Origin of the sequence: Salmonella sp. NW38, from assembly GCF_051807745.1 — a bacterium.
Taxonomy (GTDB): domain Bacteria; phylum Pseudomonadota; class Gammaproteobacteria; order Enterobacterales; family Enterobacteriaceae; genus Salmonella; species Salmonella enterica.
In genome coordinates this window covers 209739-227316 of sequence record NZ_JAMMTO010000007.1, presented here as the reverse complement: position 1 = coordinate 227316, position 17578 = coordinate 209739, and the positions used below count along the sequence as shown (strand labels likewise).

The following is a 17578-nucleotide window of genomic DNA, read 5'->3' as shown; positions in this document are numbered from 1 at the left end:
ATCAATTATGAAATCGATTTTGGCGTTAATAACGATAACTAAAACAGGTTAGTTCATTTGGTTATTTGTTATTTCCAACCCTTCTTTAATTGTTATTCCTCTCACCGTTAACCTTATCCTCAGTTTGGGATTTATCGCTTATACACTTCATCCTTCAAGCCGCATCTGTGTTGACTGCGTTTACTCGCCCCAGTCACGTATTTATGTACGCTCCTGGGGCGCGATCAGCTTACAGTCTGGGCTACAGCGAACTTGAATGATTTTGTGTATAGATCCGCTTTGCTTACTGGAACATAACGACGCATGACGACACCGGCTCCACTGACTGGGTTGCTTCCGCTTAATCCGGAGCAACTGGCGCGCCTTCAGGCCGCGACAACCGACCTTACTCCCGAACAGCTTGCCTGGGTCTCCGGCTATTTTTGGGGCGTACTGAACCCGCGCTCAGGCGCTGTTGCCGTCACGCCTGCTCCTGAGGGGAAGATGCCGGGGGTTACGCTTATCTCCGCTTCGCAAACCGGCAATGCGCGTCGTGTGGCGGAAGCGCTGCGTGATGATCTGCTGGCGGCCAACCTTAATGTGACACTGGTGAACGCCGGCGACTACAAATTCAAACAGATTGCCAGTGAAAAACGGCTGGTGATAGTGACGTCCACCCAGGGAGAAGGCGAGCCGCCGGAAGAGGCCGTCGCGCTGCATAAATTCCTGTTCTCCAAAAAAGCGCCGAAACTGGAAAACACCGCTTTTGCCGTGTTTAGCCTCGGCGACACCTCTTATGAATTTTTCTGCCAGGCCGGTAAAGATTTTGACAATAAGCTGGCGGAACTGGGTGGTGAACGTCTGCTCGACCGTGTCGATGCTGACGTTGAATATCAGGCAGCTGCCAGCGAATGGCGCGCCCGCGTGGTTGATGTTCTGAAGTCCCGCGCACCTGTCGCGGCACCTTCGCAATCCGTCGCTACTGGCGCGGTAAACGACATCCACACCAGCCCCTATACCAAAGACGCGCCGCTGACCGCGACCCTCGCCGTGAATCAGAAAATCACCGGTCGCGATTCAGAAAAAGATGTGCGCCATATTGAGATTGATTTAGGCGACTCCGGCCTGCGCTATCAGCCGGGCGATGCGCTGGGCGTCTGGTATCAGAACGATCCCGCGCTGGTCAAAGAGATCGTGGAATTGCTGTGGCTGAAGGGCGATGAGCCGGTGACGGTTGATGGTAAAACCCTGCCGCTCGCCGAAGCGCTGGAGTGGCACTTCGAGCTGACGGTGAATACCGCCAACATTGTTGAGAACTACGCGACCCTGACGCGCAGTGAGTCGCTGTTGCCGCTGGTGGGCGATAAAGCCCAGCTTCAACAGTATGCCGCCACCACGCCGATCGTTGATATGGTGCGTTTCTCTCCGGCGCAGCTGGATGCTCAGGCGCTAATCGACCTGCTGCGTCCGCTAACGCCGCGTCTGTACTCCATCGCCTCCGCACAGGCTGAAGTGGAGAGCGAAGTGCATATCACCGTTGGCGTGGTTCGTTATGACATTGAAGTCCGCGCCCGCGCGGGTGGCGCTTCCAGCTTCCTCGCCGACCGCGTGGAAGAAGAGGGCGAGGTGCGCGTGTTTATTGAACACAACGATAATTTCCGCCTGCCAGCTAACCCGGAAACGCCGGTGATTATGATTGGCCCAGGTACGGGTATCGCGCCGTTCCGCGCCTTTATGCAGCAACGCGCCGCCGACGGTGCGGAAGGCAAGAACTGGCTGTTCTTCGGTAACCCGCACTTCACCGAAGACTTCCTTTATCAGGTTGAATGGCAGCGTTACGTGAAAGAAGGCGTGCTGAACCGGATCGATCTGGCCTGGTCCCGCGATCAAAAAGAAAAAATCTACGTACAAGACAAACTGCGCGAACAGGGCGCGGAGCTGTGGCGCTGGATCAATGACGGTGCCCACATTTATGTCTGCGGCGACGCCAGGCGTATGGCCGCAGATGTCGAAAAAGCATTGCTGGAAGTGATCGCTGAATTCGGCGGTATGGACCTCGAATCGGCAGATGAATATTTAAGTGAGCTGCGCGTAGAGCGCCGTTATCAGCGAGATGTCTACTAATGAGCGAAAAACATCCAGGCCCACTGGTGGTCGAAGGTAAACTGTCCGATGCCGAGCGCATGAAGCTGGAAAGCAACTACCTGCGCGGTACCATTGCAGAAGATCTGAACGACGGTCTCACCGGCGGTTTTAAAGGCGACAACTTCCTGCTAATACGCTTTCATGGCATGTATCAGCAGGATGACCGCGATATTCGCGCCGAGCGTGCGGCGCAGAAGCTGGAGCCGCGTCATGCGATGCTGCTGCGCTGCCGCCTGCCGGGCGGGGTGATTACTACGACGCAATGGCAAGCGATCGACAAATTCGCGGCGGATAACACGACTTATGGCAGTATCCGTCTGACCAACCGCCAGACCTTCCAGTTTCACGGTATTCTGAAGAAGAACGTCAAGCCGGTGCACCAGATGCTGCATTCGGTCGGGCTGGACGCGCTGGCGACCGCCAACGACATGAACCGTAACGTGCTGTGTACCTCTAACCCGTACGAGTCTCAGCTGCATGCTGAAGCCTACGAATGGGCGAAGAAGATCTCCGAACATCTGCTGCCGCGCACTCGCGCCTATGCGGAGATCTGGCTCGATCAGGAGAAGGTGGCGACTACCGATGAGGAGCCGATCCTCGGTCAGACCTATCTGCCGCGTAAATTTAAAACCACGGTGGTGATCCCGCCGCAGAACGATATCGATCTGCACGCCAACGACATGAACTTCGTGGCGATTGCTGAAAACGGCAAGCTGGTGGGCTTTAACCTGCTGGTCGGCGGCGGTCTGTCTATTGAGCATGGTAATAAGAAAACGTATGCCCGTACCGCGAGCGAGTTTGGCTATCTACCGCTGGAGCACACCCTGGCGGTGGCAGAAGCGGTAGTGACGACGCAGCGCGACTGGGGTAACCGTACCGACAGGAAAAACGCCAAAACCAAATACACCCTTGAGCGCGTGGGACTGGAGACGTTTAAAGCGGAAGTCGAGCGTCGCGCGGGGATCACATTTGAACCCATTCGTCCGTATGAATTTACCGGGCGTGGCGACAGGATTGGCTGGGTGAAAGGCATTGATGATAAATGGCACCTGACGCTGTTTATCGAAAATGGTCGTATCCTGGATTATCCGGGGCGTCCGCTGAAAACCGGCCTGCTGGAGATCGCGAAGATTCATCAGGGCGAGTTCCGTATTACCGCTAACCAGAACCTGATTATTGCCAGCGTGCCGGAAAGCCAGAAAGCGAAGATCGAGACGCTGGCGCGCGATCATGGGCTGATGAATGCGGTGAGCGCGCAGCGTGAAAACTCAATGGCCTGCGTGTCGTTCCCGACCTGCCCGCTGGCAATGGCGGAAGCCGAGCGTTTCCTGCCGTCGTTCACGGACAAAGTCGAAGCGATTCTGGAAAAACACGGCATTCCTGATGAGCATATCGTGATGCGCGTGACCGGTTGCCCGAACGGCTGTGGCCGCGCGATGCTGGCGGAAATTGGCTTAGTAGGGAAAGCGCCGGGTCGCTACAACCTGCATCTTGGCGGCAACCGTATTGGGACACGTATCCCACGGATGTATAAAGAAAACATCACCGAGTCGGATATTCTGGCCTCGCTGGATGAACTGGTTGGGCGCTGGGCGAAAGAGCGTGAAGCGGGTGAAGGCTTCGGCGACTTTACGGTGCGTGCGGGCATCATTCGCCCGGTGCTCGATCCCGCGCGTGATTTCTGGGAATAACCTGAATTGCCGGATGGCGTCTGTGTAGGCCTGATAAGCGCAGCGCCATCAGGCAAGGCAAACAGTGAGGAACTTATGTCCCAACTCGATCTCAACGCATTGAATGAACTGCCAAAAGTCGATCGCGTACTGGCGTTGGCGGAAACCAGCGCCCAACTGGAAACGCTGACTGCCGAAGAACGCGTGGTCTGGGCGCTGAAAAATCTGCCCGGCGAATACGTGCTCTCCTCAAGCTTTGGTATCCAGGCGGCGGTGAGCCTGCACCTGGTGAACCAGATTCGCCCGGATATCCCGCTGATCCTCACCGATACCGGCTATTTGTTCCCGGAAACCTATCAGTTTATTGATGAGTTAACGGACAAACTCAAACTCAACCTGAAAGTTTACCGCGCGGGCGAAAGTCCGGCCTGGCAGGAAGCGCGCTACGGCAAACTGTGGGAGCAGGGCGTAGAAGGTATTGAGAAATACAATGAGATCAACAAAGTCGAGCCGATGAACCGGGCGCTCAAAGAGTTAAACGCGCAGACCTGGTTTGCCGGTCTGCGTCGCGAGCAGTCCGGTAGCCGCGCGCATTTACCCGTTCTCGCTATCCAGCGCGGCGTGTTTAAAGTGCTGCCGATTATCGACTGGGATAACCGCACGGTTTACCAGTATCTGCAAAAGCACGGTCTGAAATACCATCCGCTGTGGGATCAGGGCTATCTGTCGGTGGGCGATATACATACTACCCGCAAGTGGGAGCCGGGCATGGCGGAAGAAGAGACGCGGTTCTTCGGGCTGAAGCGCGAGTGCGGACTGCACGAAGGGTGATTGTCCTTACGCGGTATGATTATACTTGCTGCTATGAAAAATCCGGCAGGCAGCCGGATTTTAAATTGGTTATATTACTGACTATCTTTATGTCAGTAATATATTACGACTGCACCCATCTTTACCAATGTGCAAAGAACGTTCATGCGTTAGATATAGCTTTTCAAGAATTACATCAATAAACATTTTTTTTGCATGATAGTCGTTATAATCCTGATTAAGTTTTTTTAAAAAACCAGAATTTGTTGGTTTAAACTCTGCAAACGGTGAATAGCTGTGTAGTAAATAGGAGATGCACGGATGCATCATGCTAAAAGCGACTTCACCTTGTACCTCCTGATAACCTATTTTGCAAAACTGAGTTGTAGGCTCAAAGTTACCGGCATTAATACAGGCCAGCATCGATTTTTCATCTGCAGTAAGTAAGTCCTGCCATTCGACAAGCGGGTGGTCTGGAGCCTCTGCGGGACGCATCATCTCATAAACCGCCGTTTTGATTTGTGCATTGCCCGTCACTTCTTTTCGTAGAGTAGAAATCGACTCCTGAAGTAATTCCGGGTGCCAGGTCATCTTCGCACCAATCACCTCGCATATTTGTAAAAATAACTGTCTCTCCTCTCTACTCATAGATTCTATCACTGCATCATCTGATATATTGAGGATGTCCTTAATATTGCTTTGGCTGATCACCGTGTCGCCGACCATAAGTAAAAATTGTGTCTGAGAAGCGTCCAACTTGATAGTAAACAGATCCTGATGAGCCGGGCAGGCCAGATGTTGTAGCCGTTTAAAGGCGTAAATTTTATTTATATCCTCTACGTTAACTTCCATCTCTCCAGGTTCACCACGGCCCTGCCCGTGAATGATGGAGTGTAACACTTCCAGCGCATGGTCCTTTTTTTCCGCTCTAAAATGATCCTGGACTTTATCCCAGCCCCCCATATGGATTGCTTTTTCTTTATCTGCGCTTAACAGATGAGCAAGCCGACTTTCATTAAGCGTATAATTTTGATGATTACCGAAGCTTAAAGTGACTGGCATAATATTTTCCTTCAAATTTATATTATTTAATATCCGGAGTAAAATATATCGTTCAACTCCCTCTTTTTTATTAAACAGACAAGGTTTACTACAGGAGAGAATTTGAACGGCATTATCAATACAGCACATTTATGGTTGGTAATCCTTTGTGGTGACGATAATTCAGACAAAAGGTAGATGATTCGCCGCAAATGGTCGTTTTTTTAAATTTTGCCTCATGCAGGGGGCATTGGACGAAGCCTCTTTGATCGCTTCTTCCAGAAGAAAAAGGGCGGAAAAATTTATAATAATCATTCGTGAAATAAATATTTCCGAAGAATATATAAACTTGAGTGAGTATATTTAAATATAATCTCATGGTATGCGATTTTTGTGAGGTATATCAACAAAAAAGACCATTAAAAAGGCGTAGAGTGCTTTTATTATCCACATGCTGGAGTTTACGTGTCGATATATCACTATTGGGGAAAGTCTCGACGAGGAGAAATTGACGGCGGTGATGATTACCATTTGCTTTGCTGGCATTCTTTAGATGTTGCGGCTGTGGGTTACTGGATGGTGATAAATAATATTTATTTTATTGACCATTATCTAAAAAAATTAGGCATCCAGGATAAGGAGCAGGCGGCGCAATTTTTTGCCTGGATTTTATGTTGGCATGATATTGGAAAATTTGCTCATTCCTTCCAGCAACTATACCGTCATGAGGCTTTAAACATCTTTAATGAGCCTACACGGCATTATGAAAAAATCGCGCATACCACGCTGGGATACGTGTTGTGGAACTCCTGGCTAAGTGAATGCCCTGAATTGTTTCCTCCTTCTTCGCTTTCAGTTCGTAAAAGTAAGCGCGTTATGGCGCTTTGGATGCCAGTCACTACAGGTCATCATGGACGCCCTCCAGAGGCAATCCAGGAGCTGGACCATTTTCGCCAGCAGGATAAAGACGCGGCAAGAGATTTTCTTCTGAGAATAAAAGCGCTCTTTCCTTTAATTACTTTGCCTGAATCCTGGGATGAAGATGAGGGTATCGACCAATTTCAGCAACTTTCCTGGTTTATTTCCGCTGCGGTTGTACTGGCTGACTGGACTGGTTCTGCCAGCCGTTATTTTCCGCGTACTGCGGAAAAAATGCCTGTTGATACCTACTGGCAGCAAGCTCTCGCTAAAGCACAAACTGCCATCACGCTATTTCCCTCAGCGGCGAATGTGTCTGCCTTTACGGGCATAGAAACGCTTTTCCCTTTTATTCAGCATCCCACACCGTTACAACAAAAGGCGCTTGAGCTGGATATCAACGTGGGTGGCGCCTAACTCTTTATTCTTGAAGATGTCACCGGGGCCGGAAAAACAGAGGCGGCGCTCATATTAGCTCATCGACTGATGGCGGCAGGTAAAGCGCAGGGACTCTATTTTGGACTGCCGACAATGGCGACAGCCAACGCGATGTTTGAACGTATGGCGAACACCTGGCTGGCGCTGTATCAGCCGGACTCCCGTCCCAGCCTGATTCTGGCGCATAGCGCGCGTCGCTTAATGGATCGTTTCAATCAGTCAATATGGTCGGTCACTCTTTCCGGTACGGAAGAACCCGATGAAGCGCAGCCTGATAGTCAGGGATGCGCCGCCTGGTTTGCCGACAGCAATAAAAAAGCGTTGTTGGCGGAGGTTGGCGTAGGCACGTTGGATCAGGCGATGATGGCGGTAATGCCATTTAAACATAACAACCTGCGGTTATTGGGTCTTAGCAACAAGATTTTACTGGCTGATGAGATCCATGCCTGTGATGCATGGATGTCCCGAATACTTGAAGGTTTGATCGAACGGCAGGCCAGTAATGGCAACGCCACTATTCTCTTATCCGCGACGCTATCGCAGCAGCAGCGAGATAAGCTGGTGGCGGCATTTTCCCGTGGGGTGAGGCGTAGTGTGCAGGCGCCGTTGCTAGGCCATGACGATTATCCCTGGCTGACTCAGGTCACACAAACAGAGCTGATTTCTCAGCGGGTTGATACACGCAAAGAGGTTGAGCGCAGCGTAGATATTGGCTGGCTACATAGTGAAGAGGCGTGTCTTGAACGTATAGGTGAAGCAGTGGAAAAAGGAAACTGTATCGCCTGGATACGTAACTCCGTTGATGATGCGATTCGTATCTATCGCCAGCTTCAACTGAGTAAGGTCGTCGCCACGGAAAACCTTTTACTCTTCCATAGTCGCTTTGCTTTTCACGATCGTCAGCGGATTGAGTCGCAGACGCTGAATCTCTTTGGCAAACAGAGCGGCGCGCAACGTGCCGGTAAGGTCATTATCGCCACGCAGGTAATCGAACAAAGTCTGGATATTGACTGCGATGAGATGATCTCTGATTTAGCGCCGGTGGATTTATTAATTCAGCGGGCCGGTCGACTACAGCGTCATATTCGCGATCGTAACGGTCTGGTGAAAAAGAGTGGGCAGGATGAGCGAGAGACGCCAGTGCTGCGCATTCTTGCTCCGGAGTGGGATGACGCGCCGCGAGAGAACTGGTTATCCAGCGCCATGCGTAACAGCGCCTATGTCTATCCCGATCATGGGCGCATGTGGCTGACGCAGCGCATATTACGTGAGCAGGGGACGATTCGGATGCCGCAATCTGCCCGATTGTTGATTGAGTCGGTCTACGGCGAGGACGTCAACATGCCGGTTGGATTTGCAAAAACCGAGCAATTGCAGAAAGGCAAATTTTATTGCGACCGGGCATTTGCCAGACAGATGCTGCTTAACTTTGCGCCGGGCTATTGTGCTGAAATTAGCGATTCTCTACCGGAGAAAATGTCAACGCGGTTGGCGGAAGAGTCTGTCACGCTGTGGCTGGCGAAAATCGTGGATGGCGTCGTAACCCCTTATGCCAGCGGTGAACATGCCTGGGAGATGAGCGTGCTGCGGGTACGTCAGAGCTGGTGGGATAAACATAAAGGCGAGTTTGAACGGTTAGATGGTGAACCGCTACGCAAGTGGTGTGCGCAACAGCATCAGGATAAGGATTTTGCCACGGTGATTGTGGTGACGGACTTTGCCGTTTGTGGTTATTCGGCGAATGAGGGATTGATTGGCATGATGGGGGAATAACGAATACAGATATGGACAATTTTTCACTTTTAACAACGCCCTGGCTCCCCGTCCGTTTCAAAGATGGCTCGACGGGTAAGTTGGCCCCCGTCGATCTGGCAGATGAAAACGTGGTGGATATCGCCGCAACGCGAGCAGATTTGCAGGGAGCGGCCTGGCAGTTTCTGTTGGGATTGCTGCAATGCAGTATCGCGCCAAAAAGATACAAAAACTGGGAGGATATCTGGTTTGATGGATTGCATGCCGATGCGCTCCATAAGGCATTAGCACCGTTAGAACACGCTTTTCAGTTTGGCGCGGAAACGCCGTCTTTTATGCAGGATTTTGAAGAATTACCCGACAATAAAATAACTATAGCTTCGCTATTACCGGAAACACCAGGTATTCAAACTACTGAGTTAAATACAGATCATTTTATCAAACGTGGCGTAATGGAATGTTTTTGCCCGCATTGTGCCGCGTTGGCGTTGTTTTCAATGCAGCTTAACGCTCCTTCCGGCGGACAAGGCTACCGCACTGGGCTGCGCGGCGGCGGGCCGCTGACTACATTGATTGAATTGCAGGAATATCAGGGAGAGCGGCAAACGCCGCTCTGGCGCAAGCTGTGGCTCAACGTGATGCCGCAGGATGCTGCGGATCTGCCTTTGCCTGTCGTCTATGATGCGGCTGTATTTCCCTGGCTTGCCGCAACACGTACCAGCGAGCCACCAGCTCATACTATTACAACAGATGAGCAGGTAAATAAATTACAAGCATACTGGGGGATGCCACGCCGTATCCGTCTGGATTTCGCGACAATACGTCAGGGAGTGTGCAATATCTGCGGTAATAATGGCGATGAGCTGCTAATCCAGATGTTGGTCAAGAATTATGGCGTTAATTATGACCGCTGGCGGCACCCATTAACACCACATCGCCTGCAAATAAAGAATAGTAAGGGATTTGAACCTGTTATAACCCAACCTGGTGGACTTCTTTGGCGAGATTGGCTGGGACTAAGTCAAGAAAACCCGACGGAAAAGAATACCGAATATCCGGCACAGGTGATCAAAGTGTTTAATGCCCGAGAGCTCAGGAATATCAAAGTAGGCTTGTGGGGATTTGGTGCCGATTTCAAAAAAATGAAAATTCGCTGCTGGTATGAGCATCACTTTCCGTTGCTGATGACGGAAGGTCTGATCCCTGATTTACGTAAAGCAACACAAACTGCTACCCGCCTCCTCAGCCTGCTGCGCGGTGCGCTAAAAGAAGCGTGGTTCGCCAATGCGAAGGATGCCCGCGGTGATTTCAGTTTTATCGATATTGATTTCTGGAACCTGACGCAGGGGCGCTTTCTCAATCTGATCCACGATCTGGAAAACGGCCACAAGCCGGACGAAAGGCTGAATAAATGGCAAAGAGAACTTTGGCTGTTTACCCGTTGTTACTTCGATGATCACGTCTTTACCAACCCCTACGAGAGCAGCGATCTGGAGCGCATCATGAAGGCGCGCAAAAAATATTTTACTTCATCGGCGGAAAAGCAAAGCGCGAAAGCCGCCAAAGCAAAGAAGCAGGAGGCTGCTGAATGAGTATTGTGCAAGAGGATCACAAAGCCACGCTGCGCAAATGGCATGAGGATTTGCAGGAGAAGCGGGGTGCACGGGCCAGTCTGCGGCGCAGTAAAACGGTGAATGAGGCCTGCTTGTCTGAGGGATTTCATTTGCTGTTAATGCAGACGCATTCGTTGTGGAAAAACAAGGCAGCCTGGCATGTTACTGCATTGGCAATTACTGCGGTACTGGCTGCGCATATCAAATTTATTGATGAGCGACAGAGTTTTGCTACGCAGCTTGGACAGAAGAAGAGTGGTGACAATCCGGTAATGTCAAAACTACGCTTCTCCCACCTATTAGCGGTAAAAACGCCGGATGAACTGCTGCGCCAGTTACGGCGTGCGGTGAAGCTGTTAGATGGTTCGGTCAACCTGTTTTCTCTTGCAGACGATATTTTCTGCTGGTGCCAGGAGCAGAATGACTTGCTGAACCACCATCGCCGCCAGCAGCGGCCAACCGAATTTCTCCGTATCCGCTGGGCGCTGGAATACTACCAGGCTGGCGATAACGAACAAGATTAACAGGGATATCTTTATGACAACGTTTATTCAACTCCATTTATTAACCGCTTATCCTGCCGCCAACCTCAACCGTGACGATACCGGCGCGCCAAAAACCGTGGTGCTTGGCGGCGCGACGCGTCTGCGTATCTCCTCTCAGAGCCTGAAACGTGCCTGGCGTACCTCGGAACTGTTTGAGCAGGCGCTTGCCGGGAATATCGGTATTCGTAGCGGACGTATTGCGCGCGAAGCGGCGCAGATCCTCGTTGAAAGCGGCATTGACGCCAAAAAAGCGGTTGAGTACGTCAAGAACATCGCTAACTATTTTGGCAAGGTAAAGGCGGAAAAGAAACCCAAAGATGAGTTGACGAATGCTGAAACCGGGCAACTGGTGCATATCAGCCCAGCTGAGTTTGAGGCTGTGAAAGCGCTGGCGCACCGTCTGGCAGAAGAAAAACGCGCGCCAAAAGAGGAAGAGCTTGCACTGCTACGTAAAGATCGCATGGCCGTCGATATTGCCATGTTTGGCCGGATGTTAGCGAAGAAAACTGATTTTAACGTTGAAGCCGCCTGCCAGGTCGCCCACGCCTTCGGCGTCAGCGAAACGATCGTCGAAGACGATTTCTTTACTGCTGTGGATGACCTACGCCAGGCATCGGCAGAAGATGCAGGCGCAGGCCATCTCGGCGAAACCGGCTTTGGCTCCGCGCTGTTTTACACCTATATCTGCATCAACAAAGATCTGCTGGTGAAAAACCTGAACGACAATGAAGAACTGGCAAACAAAACGCTGCGCGCCTTTACTGAAGCGGCGCTGAAAGTGTCGCCGACCGGCAAACAGAACAGCTTTGCCAGCCGTGCCTATGCCTCGTGGGCGCTGGCCGAAAAAGGCACCGACCAACCACGTTCACTGGCGGCCGCGTTTTATGAACCGATCAACGGTACAGACCAATTGAACGTTGCGGTTAAGCGTATTACATCGCTGCATAAGAATATGAATAAGGTTTATGGCCAGCGGACTGATACCGCCAGTTTCGACGTGATGAATCAGCAGGGAAGCATGAAAGACGTGCTTGACTTCATCTGCGCGTAAGGGGCGGCTTATGAGCCAATATCTGGTTTTTCAGCTTCATGGGCCGATGGCCTCCTGGGGCGTGGATGCGCCAGGCGAAGTGCGCCACAGCCATGAGCTACCCTCGCGCTCGGCGCTGTTGGGGTTATTAGCTGCGGCGCTGGGAATTCGCCGCGATGAGGAGGAACGGCTAAACGCCTTCAATCGTCATTACCAATTTTTGCTGTGCGCCAGTGGCAACCCGCGCTGGGCGCGGGATTATCACACGGTGCAGATGCCGAAAGAGGTACGTAAGGCACGTTACTTCAGCCGCCGTGAAGAGTTGCAGGATCCTGAATTACTGAGCGCGCTGATTTCCCGACGCGACTACTACACCGACGCTTGGTGGATGATTGCTGTCAGCGCGACGCCGGACGCGCCTTACACGTTGGCGCAGCTTCAGGCGGCGTTACAACATCCTGTGTTCCCGCTGTATCTGGGGCGCAAAAGTCACCCTCTGGCGTTGCCGCTTGCGCCGCAACTGCTGGAAGGACGCGCGCCGGATGCCCTGCGCGAAGCGTATCGTCAGTACCAGGATAAATTTAATGCGCTGAGACTACCTCTTCCCAGGCTACAGAACGAATGCTGGTGGGAAGGTGAACACGATGGCTTAACGGCGAACAAAATTTTACGTCGTCGCGACATGCCATTGAGCCGCCAGCAATGGCTGTTCGGTGAACGTAGCGTGAATCAGGGGCCGTGGCTCAGCAAGGAGGACGCGTGTATCTCTCAAGAATAACGCTGCACACCAGCGAGCTTTCGCCAGCACAACTCTTGCATCTGGTGGAGCGCGGTGAGTACGTGATGCACCAGTGGTTATGGGATCTCTTTCCCGGCGGCAAGGAACGGCAGTTTCTGTATCGCCGCGAAGAGTTACAGGGCGCGTTTCGCTTTTTTGTCCTCTCGCAGGAACAGCCTGCCGCCAGCGCGATTTTTGACGTGCAGACTCGCCCGTTTGCGCCAACGCTGAGCGCGGGGCAGACGCTGCGGTTTAACCTGCGCGCCAATCCGACAATTTGCAAAAACGGTAAGCGTCACGATTTGCTGATGGAGGCGAAACGCCAGCGTAAAACGCAGGGCGATAGCCAGGATATTTGGTCTTATCAGCAGCAGGCGGCGTTGGAATGGCTGGTGCGCCAGGGGGAGCAAAATGGCTTTACCCTACGCGAGGCGAGCGTTGATGCTTACCGGCAGCAGCAGATACGTCGCGAGAAATCCCGGCAGATGATTCAGTTTAGCAGCGTGGACTATACCGGCGTGCTGGTGATTAACGATCCCGCGCTTTTCCTGCAACGTCTGGCGCAGGGGTACGGTAAAAGCCGGGCGTTTGGCTGCGGAATGATGATGATCAAACCCGGAGAGGACGCGTGACGTTCGTACCGCTCAACCCGATCCCGTTAAAAGATCGAACCTCGATGATCTTCCTCCAGTACGGTCAAATTGACGTGCTGGATGGGGCATTCGTGCTGATCGATAAAACAGGAATCCGCACGCATATTCCTGTTGGTTCGGTTGCCTGCATCATGCTGGAACCGGGAACGCGGGTTTCCCATGCGGCTGTGCGTCTGGCATCGACGGTAGGAACGCTGCTGGTATGGGTGGGCGAGGCGGGAGTGCGGGTCTATTCCTCCGGACAACCCGGCGGCGCACGAGCCGATAAGTTGCTTTATCAGGCAAAGCTGGCGTTAGATGACGATCTGCGGCTGAAGGTGGTGCGCAAAATGTATGAACTGCGTTTTCGCGAACCGCCGCCCGCCCGTCGCTCCGTTGAGCAACTGCGCGGTATTGAAGGTTCTCGCGTGCGGGCGACCTACGCATTACTGGCGAAGCAATACGGCGTGAAGTGGCATGGTCGTAACTATGATCCGAAAGACTGGGAGAAGGGGGATGTCGTCAACCGATGTATTAGCGCGGCAACATCGTGCCTGTACGGGATTTCAGAAGCGGCTATCCTGGCGGCGGGATATGCGCCGGCTATCGGTTTTATCCATAGCGGTAAGCCGCTTTCTTTTGTTTATGACATTGCCGATATCATCAAATTTGAATCGGTGGTGCCCAAAGCATTTGAGATCGCCGCTCGTCACCCGGCGGAACCAGATAAAGAAGTGCGCCTGGCCTGCCGTGATATTTTTCGCAGTTCGAAGCTGACCGGAAAATTGATCCCACTGATCGAAGAGGTGCTCGCTGCCGGTGAAATTGAACCGCCTCAGCCTGCGCCGGATATGCTGCCGCCAGCAATACCGGAACCTGAATCCTTGGGGGATAGCGGCCATCGGGGGCATGGTTGATGAGTATGGTGGTTGTGGTCACGGAAAACGTACCGCCGCGCCTGCGGGGACGTCTTGCCGTCTGGTTACTCGAGGTTCGTGCAGGTGTTTATGTTGGTGATACCTCGAAGCGTATTCGGGAAATGATTTGGCAACAGATCACACAGCTTGGCGGAGTCGGAAACGTAGTAATGGCCTGGGCAACAAATACTGAGTCTGGTTTTGAGTTCCAGACCTGGGGTGAAAACAGACGTATTCCGGTAGATTTGGATGGACTGCGTTTGGTTTCTTTCCTTCCTGTTGAAAATCAATAAGTTGAATGTTCTTTAATAATAAGGAATTGTTATCTTACCGTTGGTAGTTTGTTAGGTAGTAAAAAAGGGCTTTTAGAACAAATATATAGTTTTAGTGTGTTCCCCGCGCCAGCGGGGATAAACCGTGTCCAGGCGATTTCCTGGAACCTGGCATTGCGTGTTCCCCGCGCCAGCGGGGATAAACCGGTCGCGGTGTGAGCGGAAAGCCTGGCGAACAGGTGTTCCCCGCGCCAGCGGGGATAAACCGCGAGCTCGTCAGGGAGGGAAAGGTTATCCGGGGTGTTCCCCGCGCCAGCGGGGATAAACCGGTAGGTAGCGCCCAATGGATGTTGGGGGAAATGTGTTCCCCGCGCCAGCGGGGATAAACCGGTTTATCTCTCCGTTATGTGTCGGACACCAAAGTGTTCCCCGCGCCAGCGGGGATAAACCGCAAACAGTGCATAATTCGCAAAATTTGCGCTAGTGTTCCCCGCGCCAGCGGGGATAAACCGGTTCCACAGGACGTTGAGAACGGCTTTATACAGTGTTCCCCGCGCCAGCGGGGATAAACCGACGAGCACTGCAACGGCGAACTGGCAATGGCAGTGTTCCCCGCGCCAGCGGGGATAAACCGGAATTATTTAGTTGATCTGAAGAATTCAGGAAGTGTTCCCCGCGCCAGCGGGGATAAACCGAACAGTGCAACCAGAAAGTATTAAAAAACCAAGTGTTCCCCGCGCCAGCGGGGATAAACCGCAAAAGGCCGACGGTGTGTACACCTCTAAAAAATGTTCCCCGCGTCAGCGGGGATAAACACGTTTCACCAGCATATCAGGACGTTTTTTCCGCCTTCGCCAGCTCTTTTACCAACGGCAGCATTATCCGCACTACATCGCGGCTACGGCGCTCAATTCGCCCTGGCAGCGCCTTGTCAATATGCTGTTGATTATCAAGCCGTACGTCGTGCCAGCTATTGCCGTTCGGGAAGGAGGCATTTTTCACGCGTTGCTGGTATCCGTCTTTTTTACCCAGATTCCAGTTCGTCGCCTCAACAGAAAGCACCGATATTCCCGCTTTATCGAAAACCTCCGCATCATTACAGCAACCCGTTCCTTTGGGGTAGGATGGATTGCGTCCCGGATTGGTGTTGGCGGCGATACCATAACGGCGCGCAATCACTAATGCCCGATCGCGGGTCAGTGTACGCACCGCTTCCGGCGTATTTTTCCCGCTATTAAAATAGAGCTTGTCGCCAACAATCAGGTTATCGAGATTAATGACCAGCAGCGTATTTTTCTTCTCAGCGTCACTCATTCGTTTGAGTAAATTTTCCGCGCCTAGCTTTCCCTCTTCTTCCCCGCTGGTGGCGATAAAACGAATCCCGTAATGGGTCGGTATATCTTTCAGGCGCGCCGCCAGTTCCAGCATAACGCCTAATCCCGCGGCATTATCATCCATTCCCTGTAACGTTAAACCGCCCAGATTGGCATCGACATCAGCGTCGCTCTGCGGAGCGTAGGTATCCAGATGCGCCATAATGATGATCTGCTGCGGCACGCGCCCTTCATGGGCGGCGATGACCGTACTGCCCGTCACGTTATGCCAGTTTTTGCGATTATCCTTCGTGGTATAAATAAATCGGCTATTAAACGTTCGAATATCGCTTTGGTATCCCATCTGGGTAAATTGTTGGCGTAAATAATCGGCAGACAACATCTCGGCGGGGGAGCCAGTCATTCTCCCGGGAAAAAAGGTGGCGATATGTCGTGCCTGAGTATTCGCTATTTCACCAGGCCCTGGTGATGCTGCTTGTGCAGGAAGGATAAAGCCTACGCCGAGCGCCAGAATGACGGCAAAGCGGCGCGTTGCGGAAAACATAATGAGTCCTTAAATACAGAACAAAATTTTACGTGGCTAGTATGAAACCGCGATCGTGTTAATACAATTTCATTTGCTCCTAAATGCTGGCAATCCGGTACGTTAAGCATTTTTTGATATTGGTTTTTGGGCCGCGTTATTCCTTTGAGGAACTACTCATTCCAATTCGTCATTTCATTCACTCTCCTGCGCTCCCTATAGTCGTGTAATCGAAATGTTTAGCAAAAAACGGTATTGCAAAGGAACGGTTATGGATCAAAAACGACTCACCCACCTGCGGCAACTGGAGGCGGAAAGTATCCACATTATCCGTGAAGTGGCAGCGGAATTCGCTAATCCGGTCATGCTGTACTCCATTGGTAAAGACTCCAGCGTCATGCTGCATTTGGCGCGTAAGGCGTTTTATCCGGGTACGTTACCGTTCCCGCTATTGCACGTTGATACCGGTTGGAAATTCCGTGAGATGTACGCCTTTCGCGATCGTACCGCCAACGCATACGGCTGCGAATTGCTGGTACATAAAAATCCGGAAGGTGTGGCGATGGGCATCAATCCGTTCGTTCACGGTAGCGCTAAACACACCGACATTATGAAAACCGAAGGGTTAAAGCAGGCGCTGAATAAGTACGGTTTTGATGCCGCGTTCGGCGGCGCACGGCGCGATGAGGAAAAATCCCGCGCGAAAGAACGTATTTACTCCTTTCGTGACCGTTTCCATCGCTGGGACCCGAAAAATCAGCGGCCAGAGTTGTGGCGTAACTATAACGGTCAGATTAATAAAGGCGAAAGTATACGCGTCTTCCCGCTCTCCAACTGGACAGAGCAGGATATCTGGCAATACATCTGGCTGGAAAACATCGACATCGTGCCGCTGTATTTGGCTGCTGAACGCCCGGTTCTGGAACGTGACGGCATGTTGATGATGGTGGATGACGATCGTATCGACCTCCAGCCTGGCGAAGTCATCAAAAAAAGGATGGTGCGCTTCCGTACACTTGGCTGTTGGCCGCTCACCGGGGCGGTGGAATCCCACGCGCAAACGCTGCCGGAAATTATCGAAGAGATGCTGGTTTCTACCACCAGCGAGCGCCAGGGAAGGATGATTGACCGCGATCAGGCGGGGTCGATGGAGCTTAAAAAACGTCAGGGGTATTTCTAAG

Annotated in this window: 13 protein-coding genes, 1 pseudogene and 1 CRISPR repeat array; of the genes and pseudogenes, 12 read left to right on the top strand and 2 right to left on the bottom strand. The window is 52.1% G+C overall.

The features are described 5' to 3' along the window. Window positions 1-303 precede the first annotated feature (303 nt). The 3 genes from cysJ (at window position 304) to cysH (ending at window position 4625) form a co-directional block, all read left to right on the top strand. Window positions 304-2103 (top strand): NADPH-dependent assimilatory sulfite reductase flavoprotein subunit, encoded by a 1800-nt coding sequence (gene cysJ / locus NA624_RS14395; RefSeq protein WP_439040274.1) that lies wholly within the window; start codon window positions 304-306, stop codon window positions 2101-2103. Then, a complete protein-coding gene (gene cysI / locus NA624_RS14390; RefSeq protein WP_001290667.1) occupies window positions 2103-3815 on the top strand; it encodes an assimilatory sulfite reductase (NADPH) hemoprotein subunit in 1713 nt (570 codons plus the stop codon). The genes cysJ and cysI overlap by 1 nt, the downstream gene beginning before the upstream one ends. Before the next feature lie 75 nt (window positions 3816-3890). After that, complete coding sequence (gene cysH / locus NA624_RS14385) at window positions 3891-4625, top strand: phosphoadenosine phosphosulfate reductase (RefSeq protein ID WP_439040273.1); 735 nt, start codon at window positions 3891-3893, stop codon at window positions 4623-4625. A gap of 87 nt (window positions 4626-4712) precedes the next feature. Here cysH and sopD read toward each other — a convergent pair whose 3' ends face one another. Then, window positions 4713-5666, bottom strand: a complete 954-nt coding sequence (gene sopD, locus NA624_RS14380; protein ID WP_001145535.1) for an SPI-1 type III secretion system effector SopD — start codon at window positions 5664-5666, stop codon at window positions 4713-4715. A gap of 444 nt (window positions 5667-6110) precedes the next feature. Here sopD and cas3 point away from each other — a divergent pair. The 8 genes and pseudogenes from cas3 to cas2e all read left to right on the top strand — a co-directional run bounded on the left by cas3 (window position 6111) and on the right by cas2e (window position 14561). Then, window positions 6111-8774 (top strand): annotated as a pseudogene (cas3, locus tag NA624_RS14375) (CRISPR-associated helicase Cas3'). Window positions 8775-8785: 11 nt separating this feature from the next. Continuing rightward, complete coding sequence (gene casA / locus NA624_RS14370; protein WP_000368577.1) at window positions 8786-10345, top strand: type I-E CRISPR-associated protein Cse1/CasA; 1560 nt, start codon at window positions 8786-8788, stop codon at window positions 10343-10345. Beyond that, window positions 10342-10890 carry a type I-E CRISPR-associated protein Cse2/CasB gene (casB, locus tag NA624_RS14365; protein ID WP_000029524.1) on the top strand — a complete coding sequence of 183 codons (549 nt, stop codon included), beginning with the start codon at window positions 10342-10344 and terminating at the stop codon, window positions 10888-10890. The genes casA and casB overlap by 4 nt, the downstream gene beginning before the upstream one ends. A gap of 13 nt (window positions 10891-10903) precedes the next feature. Then, entirely contained in the window at window positions 10904-11962 is a 1059-nt protein-coding gene (gene cas7e / locus NA624_RS14360) for a type I-E CRISPR-associated protein Cas7/Cse4/CasC (RefSeq protein ID WP_000206423.1), read from the top strand. A gap of 10 nt (window positions 11963-11972) precedes the next feature. Beyond that, window positions 11973-12719, top strand: a complete 747-nt coding sequence (gene cas5e, locus NA624_RS14355; RefSeq protein WP_000085108.1) for a type I-E CRISPR-associated protein Cas5/CasD — start codon at window positions 11973-11975, stop codon at window positions 12717-12719. Beyond that, window positions 12701-13351 (top strand): type I-E CRISPR-associated protein Cas6/Cse3/CasE, encoded by a 651-nt coding sequence (gene cas6e, locus NA624_RS14350; RefSeq protein ID WP_000281480.1) that lies wholly within the window; start codon window positions 12701-12703, stop codon window positions 13349-13351. The genes cas5e and cas6e overlap by 19 nt, the downstream gene beginning before the upstream one ends. Continuing rightward, entirely contained in the window at window positions 13348-14268 is a 921-nt protein-coding gene (cas1e, locus tag NA624_RS14345) for a type I-E CRISPR-associated endonuclease Cas1e (protein ID WP_000144832.1), read from the top strand. Before cas6e ends, cas1e begins: the two co-directional genes overlap by 4 nt. Then, a complete protein-coding gene (gene cas2e / locus NA624_RS14340; protein WP_001518648.1) occupies window positions 14268-14561 on the top strand; it encodes a type I-E CRISPR-associated endoribonuclease Cas2e in 294 nt (97 codons plus the stop codon). The genes cas1e and cas2e overlap by 1 nt, the downstream gene beginning before the upstream one ends. Before the next feature lie 96 nt (window positions 14562-14657). Beyond that, window positions 14658-15357: a CRISPR direct-repeat array (repeat unit 29 nt; unit sequence GTGTTCCCCGCGCCAGCGGGGATAAACCG). Window positions 15358-15371: 14 nt separating this feature from the next. Here the strand turns inward: cas2e and NA624_RS14335 are convergent. Further along, window positions 15372-16418, bottom strand: a complete 1047-nt coding sequence (locus NA624_RS14335) for an aminopeptidase (protein ID WP_000490483.1) — start codon at window positions 16416-16418, stop codon at window positions 15372-15374. A gap of 250 nt (window positions 16419-16668) precedes the next feature. On the opposite strand from NA624_RS14335, the gene cysD reads away from it, so the two are divergent. Beyond that, entirely contained in the window at window positions 16669-17577 is a 909-nt protein-coding gene (gene cysD, locus NA624_RS14330; protein WP_000372384.1) for a sulfate adenylyltransferase subunit CysD, read from the top strand. Window position 17578: the final 1 nt, after the last annotated feature.

Excerpts from the sequence above, each read along its gene's own strand:
- casA (WP_000368577.1), top strand. The coding sequence starts at position 8,786 with ATGGACAATTTTTCACTTTTAACAACGCCCTGGCTCCCCGTCCGTTTC.
- cysJ (WP_439040274.1), top strand. The coding sequence starts at position 304 with ATGACGACACCGGCTCCACTGACTGGGTTGCTTCCGCTTAATCCGGAG.
- cas2e (WP_001518648.1), top strand. The coding sequence starts at position 14,268 with ATGAGTATGGTGGTTGTGGTCACGGAAAACGTACCGCCGCGCCTGCGG.
- cysH (WP_439040273.1), top strand. The coding sequence starts at position 3,891 with ATGTCCCAACTCGATCTCAACGCATTGAATGAACTGCCAAAAGTCGAT.
- casB (WP_000029524.1), top strand. The coding sequence starts at position 10,342 with ATGAGTATTGTGCAAGAGGATCACAAAGCCACGCTGCGCAAATGGCAT.
- cas7e (WP_000206423.1), top strand. The coding sequence starts at position 10,904 with ATGACAACGTTTATTCAACTCCATTTATTAACCGCTTATCCTGCCGCC.
- cysD (WP_000372384.1), top strand. The coding sequence starts at position 16,669 with ATGGATCAAAAACGACTCACCCACCTGCGGCAACTGGAGGCGGAAAGT.
- cysI (WP_001290667.1), top strand. The coding sequence starts at position 2,103 with ATGAGCGAAAAACATCCAGGCCCACTGGTGGTCGAAGGTAAACTGTCC.
- cas5e (WP_000085108.1), top strand. The coding sequence starts at position 11,973 with ATGAGCCAATATCTGGTTTTTCAGCTTCATGGGCCGATGGCCTCCTGG.
- NA624_RS14335 (WP_000490483.1), bottom strand. The coding sequence starts at position 16,418 with ATGTTTTCCGCAACGCGCCGCTTTGCCGTCATTCTGGCGCTCGGCGTA.
- sopD (WP_001145535.1), bottom strand. The coding sequence starts at position 5,666 with ATGCCAGTCACTTTAAGCTTCGGTAATCATCAAAATTATACGCTTAAT.